General features: G+C 44.1%; 7 protein-coding genes. 3 read left to right on the forward strand and 4 right to left on the reverse strand.

Going from position 1 to position 11,836, the window contains the following annotated elements:
- Positions 1-297: 297 nt before the first annotated feature.
- A complete protein-coding gene (gene pgi, locus KW136_RS02810; RefSeq protein WP_216796994.1) occupies positions 298-1,941 on the reverse strand; it encodes a glucose-6-phosphate isomerase in 1,644 nt (547 codons plus the stop codon).
- Positions 1,942-2,506: 565 nt separating this feature from the next.
- Between pgi and purL the strand changes: the two genes are divergently transcribed.
- Positions 2,507-6,565, forward strand: a complete 4,059-nt coding sequence (gene purL, locus KW136_RS02815; protein ID WP_216797453.1) for a phosphoribosylformylglycinamidine synthase — start codon at positions 2,507-2,509, stop codon at positions 6,563-6,565.
- A 584-nt stretch (positions 6,566-7,149) separates the two neighbouring features.
- Here purL and KW136_RS02820 read toward each other — a convergent pair.
- The 3 genes from KW136_RS02820 to ygfZ all read right to left on the reverse strand — a co-directional run bounded on the left by KW136_RS02820 (position 7,150) and on the right by ygfZ (position 10,023).
- Entirely contained in the window at positions 7,150-7,455 is a 306-nt protein-coding gene (locus tag KW136_RS02820; RefSeq protein WP_216796996.1) for a BolA family protein, read from the reverse strand.
- 4 nt (positions 7,456-7,459) lie between these two features.
- Entirely contained in the window at positions 7,460-7,990 is a 531-nt protein-coding gene (locus KW136_RS02825) for a septation protein A (protein WP_216796998.1), read from the reverse strand.
- 1,022 nt (positions 7,991-9,012) lie between these two features.
- Positions 9,013-10,023, reverse strand: a complete 1,011-nt coding sequence (gene ygfZ, locus KW136_RS02830; RefSeq protein WP_478210269.1) for a CAF17-like 4Fe-4S cluster assembly/insertion protein YgfZ — start codon at positions 10,021-10,023, stop codon at positions 9,013-9,015.
- Between the two features lie 80 nt (positions 10,024-10,103).
- On the opposite strand from ygfZ, the gene mltG reads away from it, so the two are divergent.
- Positions 10,104-11,177: an endolytic transglycosylase MltG gene (mltG, locus tag KW136_RS02835; protein ID WP_216797000.1), complete on the forward strand. Its 1,074-nt coding sequence runs from the start codon at positions 10,104-10,106 to the stop codon at positions 11,175-11,177.
- 1 nt (position 11,178) lies between these two features.
- Positions 11,179-11,835, forward strand: a complete 657-nt coding sequence (gene tmk / locus KW136_RS02840; protein ID WP_216797002.1) for a dTMP kinase — start codon at positions 11,179-11,181, stop codon at positions 11,833-11,835.
- Position 11,836 lies beyond the last annotated feature (1 nt).

An 11,836-nucleotide genomic window follows, 5' to 3' on the forward strand; every position in this document is an offset into this window, starting at 1 on the left:
CTAAATATTTTGTAGTAGCACACGTTCCGTTCTAGGTTATTTAAAATATTCTAAATAAAAATGCCTAATTTTGGATAAAGAATAGCGCTCTTAGTTTACCAAAAATTTTAATTTATTGGGTTATACTATTAACCATAGTATAATTAACTACTTACTAGTTAGAGTAAGTATTAATCTTTTTTTCTATAGCTAAGCATGGACAATTTATGTCCTAAACTAGGATTAGTAGTGCTCTAAATATGCTATCTGTAGAAATACTCTTACTCTATTATATAGAAAGTATTATCTATTAGCACACTAGCATACAATACCGCTTTTTAAAGTTGCAGATTCACGAGCGCGGGTAATTAATGCGCGAGTAGATGAGTCGTGATTGCGTAAATCAACTGATGATGTAGATATCAACTCTGACTCAACAACTTTACCGAGAATTTTTCCTAGTTCGACGCCCCATTGGTCGAATGGATTAATGTTCCATACAGCAGCTTGTACAAATGTTTTATGTTCATATAGCGCAATTAGGGCCCCAAGAGATTGGGGATTTAACTCATCAAGTAGTATTGTGTTTGTTGGTCGATTCCCCGGGAAAACGATATGTGGTACAAGTGACGCTTGCTTACATCCTACAATATTTTTTGCTTCAGCCTCTGTACGCCCTAACATTAAAGCCTCGCTTTGTGCAAAACAATTCGCTAGTAATTTTTCATGATGGCCAGGCAGGGAATGCTCGGGCGTCAACGATATAATAAAGTCAATAGGTACAATTGTTGGTCCCTGGTGTAGCATTTGAAAAAATGCATGTTGGCTATTTGTACCCGGTTCTCCCCAGACCACTGCTGCAGTTGGATAATCAACAATATGTCCATCTAACGTTACAGATTTTCCGTTACTTTCCATCTCCAGTTGCTGTAAGTAAGCTGGCAGAAAATACAGCGCTTGAGAATAGGGCGCAACCACATAACTTTGTGAACCGAAAAAATTTCGATACCAAACGCCAAGCATCCCGAGTAGAACTGGCATATTATGCTCTAATGGTGCGTAGCGAAAATGCTCATCTATTAGATGAGCGCCTTTAAGCAATTGATCAAAATTTTTTGGTCCGATCGCGATCATTACTGACAATCCAACGGCTGACCATAGTGAATAGCGTCCACCGACCCAGTCCCACATCTCGAATATATTATCTGGCGAAATGCCAAAACGCACTACTTCTTGGAGATTGGCTGATACAGCAACAAAATGCGAAACTAATTGATCTGATGTACAACCGCTTCGCCTAAACCAGTCACGCAGTGAACAAGCGTTTGTCATCGTCTCTGACGTTGTAAATGTCTTTGACACAATAATAACTAGTGTTTTCTCTGGATTAATCTGCTCTAACACGCCCTGAAGATCGACGCCGTCAATATTAGATACGTAGTGTATTCGAATCCTTGATTTCGCAAAATGACGCAATGCGTGCGTAACCATTTTCGGACCTAAATCCGATCCTCCAATACCAATATTGACGATATGCTCAATTGGCTGACCAGTGTAGCCAAGCCATTGCCTATTTCGAACTCGCTCAGCAAGAATTGCCATTTTTATGCGTTCTGCCTTAATCTGTGCTGCGTATGGCGCACTCGCATCAGAAGCCCGCAAAGCGGTATGTAATGCAGCACGGCGCTCGGTTGGATTCACGATCTCACCGATAAACATCGCGTCGCGTCGCGCTTGCACATGAGTTTCTTGGGCGAGCTGGATGAGCAAAGAAATTGTTTGGTCAGTTACGCGGTTCTTCGAAAAATCTAGTGTTAATCCACCACCAGTAACAGTAAAGCGATCTGCCCGTGTAGGCGCCAGATCGCTTATAGGGTCGAACCAGTCTCTCATATGAGAATTTCGAATTAATTTATAGTGGGCAGCTAAAGCAGACCAAGTGGAAAGAGAGTGTAAAATCATAGCTATTACTTATTTTTATAATGAAAAAAGCAGCCAGAGATAGACATGTCGGCACGAACGGCTTACGTCTATACTAGATATATGATTTATTTGCACTAATTATAACAATAAGCCGCAATATCTTCGATTGCCTGTTAAGCTGTGCTTAATATATAGATAAGTATCAGGTGGGTTTAGAACCTAAATAATAGATGCATACCCCGCAGCGTTTCTAGGCTAATAGGCGCTAGCTGATATAGAGGTTTATGCGTTATTCTTCGCCAGAAAACTGCTATAAGTCTTAATTTTCGTAATAGCATAAGTATTAAGCATCATTCGCCGTGAGAAAGTGTTGGCTTGCATAAGGCATCGATTGCTAGCTCCTCTAGACGTTAAGCAATGTGGTGACATATGATATCCACATCTATGTAGTTAATAAATGCGACGCAGTACAATATAACTTTCTCTCACTGCTTGTCCCTGTTTTATCTGACACGTGTTGGCACATTAATTTTAGGTACACTTGTGCAATGTGCTTCAGTCGATAAGTCAATTAGCAACCTTCGATGCAATCCATTCAATCCAAATGGCCTATTTCTCGTGCTTTCCTGGCGCTCTAGCGCTATCTGAGTTTCGCAAGAACCGCTACTTAAAAACTCTAGAAACAATTGAACCAACCGTGGCCAATTTGTGTGCACGTTATGTCCATTTCGTTTATTCCAATACTGTGCTTAGTAATGCGGATATATTACGGCTTATAGAATTACTCGAATATGGTAAGCCATCAACAGCCGATCACAGTGGCGAAATTTTTCTGGTCATTCCAAGGATCGGCACAATTTCGCCATGGGCGTCAAAAGCTACAAACATCGCTCGTAACTGTGGGCTAGCGAGCGTGCTGCGTATTGAGCGCGGCATTGAGTATACAGTGCTAATTAAAAACGGCCTATCCGGGAAGCCTAGTACGAACAAAAGATTAGATAGCCCGGCTCGAGCCAGGATTGCTTTAGTGCTGCACGATTGGATGACTGAAAGCGTGATTTCTACCCGAGAGGAAGCTCATCAGTTATTTGATGCATTGCCAAGCAAACCGTTGCAATTAGTGGACGTTATTAACCAAGGACGAGCTCCACTAATAGCCGCTAACACTGAACTCGGACTTGCCCTTAGTAACGAGGAGGTCGATTATTTAGTTGAGGAGTTTACTAAGCTTAATCGTAACCCTACAGATGTAGAGATAATGATGTTCGCGCAGGTTAATAGTGAGCATTGCCGGCATAAGATTTTTAATGCGCAGTGGACGATTGACGGCCAGCTCCAAAAGCTATCACTTTTTCAGATGATTAAGAACACGAACCAGCTGAGCGGTCAACAAACGATTGTTGCGTATTCAGATAATTCAGCGGTAATAGAGGGTGCTCTCGCACATCGCTGGTTTGCTGGCGGTAGCACATATCGCTATACGTCGGTTTATGATATGCAGCACCTTCTGATAAAAGTTGAAACACATAACCACCCGACAGCGATTTCACCGTTCTCTGGCGCAGCAACAGGCGCTGGCGGCGAGATCCGTGATGAAAGCGCTACCGGACGTGGAGCACGTCCTAAAGCTAGTCTGACTGGCTTCTCGGTATCTAATCTAGAGCTGCCAAATGCCATTGAATCCTGGGAAACTACTCTCGATGCCACGGTGCCCCTTTCCGGGCGTCCTTCTAATAAAAGTACCGGCCGCTATGGCCGACCTGAGCGCATTGCTTCGCCGCTGCAGATTATCGTCGACGGTCCTCTCGGCGCCGCCTCCTTTAACAATGAGTTTGGTCGACCAAATCTAGGTGGCTATTTCCGTGTTTATCAGCAGAACGTTGGTGGACGCATATACGGTTATCATAAACCAATTATGATAACAGCGGGAATGGGTAATATTTCTCATTCGCATACGCATAAGAATGCTATCCCAGTTGGCTCTCTGCTAGTGCAAATCGGCGGTTCAGGTATGCGCATTGGTGTTGGCGGCGGCTCAGCTAGCTCGATGACTACGGGGGCTAATACTATTCAGCTTGATTTTGCTTCAGTGCAAAGAGGCAATCCTGAAATACAGCGCCGTACACAGGAGGTTATTAACGCGTGCTGGCAACGTGGGAAGGACAATCCAATTTTGTCTATTCACGATGTTGGTGCTGGTGGCTTATCTAATGCACTTCCGGAGATTATCGAGGGTTCTAGTAGAGGTGGGCGATTTGCATTACGACGAGTGCCGCTTGAGGAGAGTGGGTTGTCGCCACGTGAGATATGGTCGAATGAAGCACAAGAGCGGTACGTTCTTGCAATTGCACCTCATGATCTACCTGAGTTTAAAGCGATATGCCTCAGAGAACGCTGCCCAATGGCGGTGCTTGGTATTGCTACGGACAAACGCCAATTACAATTAATAGACAGTTCTATAACTGATACTACTCATTATTCGCGTATGCCTGTCAATATGCCGGTAGACGTTCTGCTTCGAAAAGCCACACGGATGCATTTCGACATCACACGTATATATCGAAAGTTCTCTCCGGTAGAGCTTACGGGCTTACCCCTATCAGATATATCTACTCGGATACTCAGACATCCGACTGTTTCTAATAAGTCATTCTTGATTGTAATTAGCGATCGAACGGTTGGCGGCCTCTCAGTCCGTGATCAGATGGTCGGCCCGTGGCAGGTACCGGTAGCTGATTGCGCTATCACCGCGCTCGATTACGATAGCTTCCGTGGCGAAGCAATGACAATAGCTGAGCGAACACCTCTCGCAGTGATCGATTCTCCAGCCTCTGGACGTATGGCTGTTGGTGAAGCAATTACAAACATTGCTTCCGCCCCAATCAAGTCGTTAAATCAAGTGAAGCTGTCGGCTAACTGGATGGCTGCATGTGGCAGTGTAGGTGAAGATGCCGCATTATTCGACACTGTTAAGACTATTAGTCTAGACTTATGCCCGGCATTAGGTATCGATATTCCAGTAGGAAAAGACTCGTTGTCGATGTGCACGAAGTGGCATCAAGATGGTATTGATAAGGAGGTTATTGCACCAGTATCGCTAATTATTTCTGCATTCGCACCGGTGGTAGATGTACGTACCCATCTCACCCCCCAGTTGCGCTGCGTAGCCGACGTCGGGGATTCGGTATTAATTTTAATTGATTTAGGCCATGGACGAAACCGTCTCGGCGGCAGTATCCTTGCACAAGTCACACAACAGATCGGCGACAGTGTGCCAGATGTACAAGATGCGCAAGACCTAAAGTCTTTCTTTTCTGCAATTCAACGCCTTAACCAAGATGGCCAACTGCTTGCGTATCATGATCGCTCTGATGGCGGTTTATTTGTGACGGTAGTGGAAATGGCCTTTGCTGGTCATCTTGGCGTCTCATTGAACATAGATATACTTGCCCTCGAGCAGGGGTATGAGTTTGACTATGGTGACGTTAAAGACTGGACCCAGCAAATAGCCGCCCGTCGAGATGATCAAACTCTACGTTCTTTATTCTGTGAAGAGCTAGGCGCAGTGTTGCAGGTTCGTTCTGTTGAGCGAGATAAGGTTCTAGCAACGTTACGCGAATTCGGACTATCAGGCGCGAGCCACGTTATTGGAAAGCCTAACGAGCGTGATGTGATTGAGATTTATCGCGATGCAAAGAAAATCTATAATATGCCCCGTACTGAGCTTCTGCAGGTCTGGAGCGAAGTCGGTTGGCGCATTTCTCGGCTACGAGATAATCCCGAGTGTGCGGATGCAGAGTATGCATCATTAAGTGATGCACTAGATCCTGGTATCGTGCCGCATCTGACGTTTGATCCGCAGGAGGATGTAGCAGCGCCTTTTATCTTAAGCAGAAAGCAGCGGCCACGCCTAGCCATTCTACGCGAACAAGGTGTGAACTCACATCTAGAAACTGCGTATGCGTTCGCTCTAGCCGGCTTTGATCCTTACGATGTACACATGACTGATCTAATCGAGGGACGCGCAGATCTTGCGCAATTCTCCGGTGCGGTAGCATGCGGGGGGTTTTCGTATGGCGACGTACTAGGTGCCGGAGAAGGTTGGGCAAAAACGATTCGTTTTAATACACGTTTGTCGGATATGTTTAGCTCATTCTTTGGGCGTCCCGATACATTTGCGCTTGGTATTTGCAATGGTTGCCAGATGATGAGTAGCCTTGCATCGATGATTCCAGGGGCACAAGCATGGCCCCGTTTCGTGCGAAACCGCTCTGAAAGCTTTGAGGCTCGTTTTTCGTTTGTACAAATAGAAAAATCGCCGTCGATTTTCTTCGCTGGGCTAGAGAACTCTCGACTGCCTGTTGCTGTAGCACATAGCGAAGGCTATGCAGACTTCTCAGAACAAGGAGACCTATCGAGCGCAGAGATTGTTATGCGTTATATTGATCATTATGGTGTAGTAACCGAGCGCTACCCATTTAATCCGAACGGCTCGCCACAGGGTATTACATCAGTAACCACACCAGATGGCCGCTTTACTATTCTCATGCCGCATACTGAACGCGTGCATAGAACAGTACAAATGAGCTGGCACCCCCAGGGGTGGGGCGAACCAAGCCCATGGCTACGGCTATACCGTAACGCGCGCCGCTGGATTGGTTAAACTGTTACTTATATTAATTGAGCGATGATGGTCAGATCAAGTAATTATTATTAAGCCAGTAACATATTAAACAAACTACATATGGGAATAGCAGTAGGATTATGCTGCCTATAGTTGGCCATCACTATATTCACGAACGAATAAATAAAGATTTTAGAATTATCCCAGTCTAAATCTGCATAATTTTTAACCAAGTTATAATTTTGAATTATTGCCCCAAAAACTCCTTAAGGATTGAACTAGCTCTAATCTCGGAGGTGAGGGTTGTTGCTTGCTGCGCGTGCAGTAATAAAATACAATAAAATTCAGCTCTTTACAGATTTCTGTCAAAGACAGATTAACTTATTATTTTTTATAAGATTTTAATAGGTGTTTGGATCTTAACGCCCTGGCTAGCGAGCAAAGTATATATCTTTGACTTCTAAACGCCTGACGATGCTGAGACCAAATGCTTTGTTATAACTTACGACTAATAATTCCCCATGGATAAGCGCCCGCAGTTGCAGAAAATATTTTTTAGCAAGTTAAATAATAATAGTTTAGGCAAATACAGTGCACATCATGTATCCTGCGATCGCACATTATCAGCGTGCTTTAAATTCTTTGGGCGTATATGCGCTAATTGAGAGCGCGTGGATACCACCATCCTGCATCGCATCACCGAGTGCAGAATACACTAACCGGTGACGATCTACCCGCGTATAGCCCTCAAACGCAGCCGAAACAATAGTTAGTATATAGTGACTACCGGTAGCGGAGCCTATATGTTTAGCATGTTCTGAGCTATTATCGCGTATTTCCAGCGTAAATGGTGATAGGGCTGCGCAAAGACGATCACGGATTAGCGAGATTCTCTGATCTGTCGAGGAATTTAAGAAGATATTATTCATTAGCTTACCCCTCCTTTTTATATCTAGCTAGCCATAGACTTTGTATAACAATAAACATAAGCGTCGCCCCAGTCGTGCCGAATAGCTTAAAATCGACCCAGGTATTGTTAGAAAATCGGTACGCAACCCAGAGGTTAGCAATACCCAGCGCTGCAAAGAAAAGGCCCCAGATAACGTTAAGTTTGACCCAAATTAAAGGGGGTAGCTGAATATGCGCATTTAGGGCTTTTTGAATTAGATTCTTACGAAGAATAAATTGTGAGAACAAAATAGCTAGTGAGAATACCCAATACAATAAGGTTGTCTTCCACTTAATGAACCTATCGTCATGTAGTACCAGAGTTGCACCGCCAAATACAATAATAAGCACCAGGCTTACCCATAGCATCATATTCACATGCCGATAGCGAAACACCGACCACATAACTTGTATTAACACAGTAGCTATCGCTATACTAGTGGCGGTATACACGCTCCAGACTTTGAATGAAATAAAAAAAAGCGAAATTGTTAGAAGATGAAACAGAAGCTTCATAGGTATCGGGGGCTCTAGCCTAAGAAAGTAGTGTAGTTTAAGTTAAATTATAACGTAGCAGAATTAATGTAGTAGTATAAGCCAGTCACCCTATAGCTATTGTTAAGCGCACAAGTCAATCTTCTTGATAAAAGTCTTATTATACCTTAGCTTAGGTATAGCAGATAATAGGCAGCCGGCTGTAGCCTATGTTACATTTTCTAGTAATCTTAGAACGTCGGAGTGCGCTAGCAATGAGATAGAGAATATATCTTCAGCAAATCACATACATGTGAATAGCTTATTTTATATATGCCTAGACTTTATCAATTGATATTAGCGGGCATTAATAGCTTAATACTAAGCCACTACTTAGAACAACACTTGCCGCAAGCTACATGTCCACTGAATTGTGATATCATTGAATTGACCTAATTCGGGTTTGATGTCGAATAGCAATCCGCAAGATATTTAAATCGTTTTCTACGGAGCGGCTGTGCAAGAAAATATTTGCATAACATCGATCTCAGATCGATAAGGCTGTATTTATGTAATAAGTCTTTGGTTAGACATGGCGCGAGTACTGCACTGCCCTGCAATAATAGTTTATCTTAAGTGCTATATTTTGATGGTTCTAGCTTGTATGACACAGCTTATGCAATTTCAAGTAGTTTAAGTCCGCAGGTAGATATGTCGACTATGTACAACTTAGATTACACCTATATATATTAAAAATAACAGACGAATTATATTAAGAATTAAATTACCTAAAAGGTAGGTAAAACATGCGCTCTATCTCACTATATCAACCCACTAGAATTCTAGTCAGTCGTTAAATCTTTACATTGCTGTAGCTAGATCGTTTCAGCATGGCTTCTCTCGATAATACAGTAGCAATTAGCCCAGCGAGCAGCACGATCTACAGTGTAGTCGACTAGTAAATTAAAAGTGCGCTAAGCTTTCGCTATTACAATCAAGACAAATTTTAAAGACAACTGTTAAATTTAGTCAAACGAACGCGGCTGCGCAAGCATTTTTACATCTCAAATAGGTGTGTTAGTAGCAGAACAATACAGCGTGAGGCCGCATGGTGATCCAACATGGATCGACCCGTGCTCGAGTGCACTTAGCTTAATCTGGACTAAGCAATCAAATCCCCCCTCTGGGGCCGCGGCGCTATTGACCACTACCCCGCAGGGTTGACTTGGGTCTTCCGAATGAAATACTTCGACTCCGGCATGCGCATGCTCGGTGTGCGCTAATACTGTTCGACGTTTAATCGTGCCGCGATACTGAGAGCGGGCGATAACTTCTTGCCCTGGATAACAGCCCTTTCGAAAGTCGATGCCGCCGATGAGTTCAAAATTAATCATCTGTGGTATAAATAAATTGCTTGTCACGGCGCTCACATGTGGTATGCCCGCTCGGATATCAAGCCAGTCCCATAGTGTAGGATCAGCCTGCTTAACTTGATATGTTGAGTCTAGTATAGATAGCGTTTCTTGAATTATTCCATGCGGACCGATCCATAAAAAACGTGGCAATCTATCTGAATCTATCACGCGGATCAATTCTGAGAAGGGGGTATTAATCTTACCGTGCACGCCGTTGGGCAGCAACTTAAAACATCGCAGCAGAGATTCAGAGATATTGCCAGCGAAACCGACTACGGTAAGATTATTGGTCGAGTTTATCAACCTCGCTTTTGCGCGTAGCACAAACATTGACAATCGTTTTTGAATAGGTTCGACCAAATCTGCGGAAACTAGTATCCGCGCTGCATTGCCGATACGCCAAACTAGCAAAGTAGCAAGTAGCCGCCCCTTGGGCGAGCAGAATCCAGCTAGCCGTGCACTATCTTCATCGAGTGTTTGAATATTATTAGTCAATTGACTATGCAAAAAATTCGCTGCGTCGTTTCCATGTACATCTATCACGCCGAATTTATTGAGCATCATGTAAACGCCCTGTTTAGCGCAATGCGCAGCAAAGGCATCGTCGTCATGTCTAGCATTACCATGGTTTGACCCGATGGATTCAGGGGATATATTCATAAGAATGTTACATTATCAATATTAACTTTAGTTAAGGTAAGTGGGTATTATATTCAAAGTTCTGATTAACCACGTTTCATATGTTTGTGTTTAAGAGAGTGCTTTTCTCTACGGTGGCAATCGCAGCATTCGGTATCTTTATAGCGTGTAGCTCGGTCTGGTATTGGGCTCGCGCGCCTATTCACATGACATTGCCACTCAATGTCACGATACAGCCGCGCAGCGGTCTACGCAGCATCGCCTTTCAATTACGCTGTAGCGGCGTACCAATTGAACGGCACTTATTCGTTCTAATGGCCCGTATTCTAGGTATGTCTTTACAATTGAAGCCCGGTCATTACGTGTTCTCAACTGAGGTTACGCCATATGATTTGTTGCAGAAGCTAGCAAAAGGTAATGTACGTCAATGCCTTGTCACAATCATCGAGGGTTGGACTTTTCGACGTATGCGTGATGAAATCAATACGCATCCAGCATTACGTCATGATTCTGTCATGCTTAGTGATTCCCAATTAATGCGTAAAATTATGGCCAATATCTCGCCTACTGATCAACACAAAACAAGCACGCAAAACGCGTTACATATGCTTTCAATGAAAGGCGTGCCTGTGCAGAAGCCTGAAGGCCTTTTTTTCCCTGATACATACTTATTTGAAGAAAATACTAGCGACTTAGACATTTACCGGCGCTCATATCACTTAATGCATCTGCGTATTCAGCGGGAATGGGAGGGTCGCTCGCCCGGACTACCCTATTTAGGGCCTTACGATGCCCTAAAAATGGCTTCTATTATCGAAAAGGAGACCGGACGTGCTAAAGATAAGCCGCTAGTGGCCTCAGTATTTATCAACCGACTGCGTCTATCCATGCCATTACAGACCGATTCAACCGTGATCTACGGGCTCGGTACATTATATACTGGTCAATTATGTAAGAAGGACTTACAAACTGATACCCCATACAATACCTATATACGCGGAGGGCTTCCGCCTACACCAATTTCTCTACCAGGTAATGCCTCGCTAAAAGCCGCTTTACATGGGGCTTCCAGCGAGGCATTGTACTTTGTATCGCGCGGCGATGGCAGCACTCATTTTTCAAATAACCTCGTTGATCATAATAAAGCTGTAGACAAATACATTAGGGGTCGATGATATGGCTAATATTGTGAGTAGCGGCCAGAACGAGTCCCGTCCGCGCGGTAAGTTTATTACGCTCGAGGGAATTGATGGAGCAGGAAAGACAACTCATCTACAATGGTTTTGCGATAGACTGTCCGAGCGTGCAGCTCTGCAAGCCGCACGTGTTATTGTCACCTTCGAGCCGGGTGGAACGCCGCTAGGCGAGACGCTGCGAGAAATTCTCCTGCGTCAAGAAATGCATAGTGAAACGGAGGCATTACTGATGTTTGCGGCACGGCGCGAACATATTGCTACGCTGATTGAACCTGCGCTTACTCGTGGTGATTGGGTACTATCTGATCGCTTTACGGACGCGACATTCGCCTACCAGGGCGGTGGCCTCGGACTGTCTATAGATAAGTTACGGGTACTAGAGCAATGGGTGCAAGGCGAGCTACAACCAGATTGCACAGTACTATTCGATCTACCAATCGATGCTGCTCATACAAGGCGTAGTAGAGCTCGCATACCCGATAAGTTTGAGAGTCAATCAGACGATTTTTTTACTCGTACCCGTGCTGAATACCTACGCCGCACTGCACAGGCACCAGAGAGGTTTGCAATTATTAATGCGGTAGGTCCAATTTCTACAGTGCGCGAACAGCTTGAAGCTATCCTGCTAACTCTTTAAT

It is taken from the genome of Candidatus Vallotiella hemipterorum, assembly GCF_910593725.1.
Lineage (GTDB): Bacteria > Pseudomonadota > Gammaproteobacteria > Burkholderiales > Burkholderiaceae > Mycetohabitans > Mycetohabitans hemipterorum.

Excerpts from the sequence above, each read along its gene's own strand:
- mltG (WP_216797000.1), top strand. The coding sequence starts at position 10,104 with ATGTTTGTGTTTAAGAGAGTGCTTTTCTCTACGGTGGCAATCGCAGCA.
- pgi (WP_216796994.1), bottom strand. The coding sequence starts at position 1,941 with ATGATTTTACACTCTCTTTCCACTTGGTCTGCTTTAGCTGCCCACTAT.
- purL (WP_216797453.1), top strand. The coding sequence starts at position 2,507 with ATGGCCTATTTCTCGTGCTTTCCTGGCGCTCTAGCGCTATCTGAGTTT.
- tmk (WP_216797002.1), top strand. The coding sequence starts at position 11,179 with ATGGCTAATATTGTGAGTAGCGGCCAGAACGAGTCCCGTCCGCGCGGT.
- KW136_RS02820 (WP_216796996.1), bottom strand. The coding sequence starts at position 7,455 with ATGAATAATATCTTCTTAAATTCCTCGACAGATCAGAGAATCTCGCTA.
- KW136_RS02825 (WP_216796998.1), bottom strand. The coding sequence starts at position 7,990 with ATGAAGCTTCTGTTTCATCTTCTAACAATTTCGCTTTTTTTTATTTCA.
- ygfZ (WP_478210269.1), bottom strand. The coding sequence starts at position 10,023 with ATGAATATATCCCCTGAATCCATCGGGTCAAACCATGGTAATGCTAGA.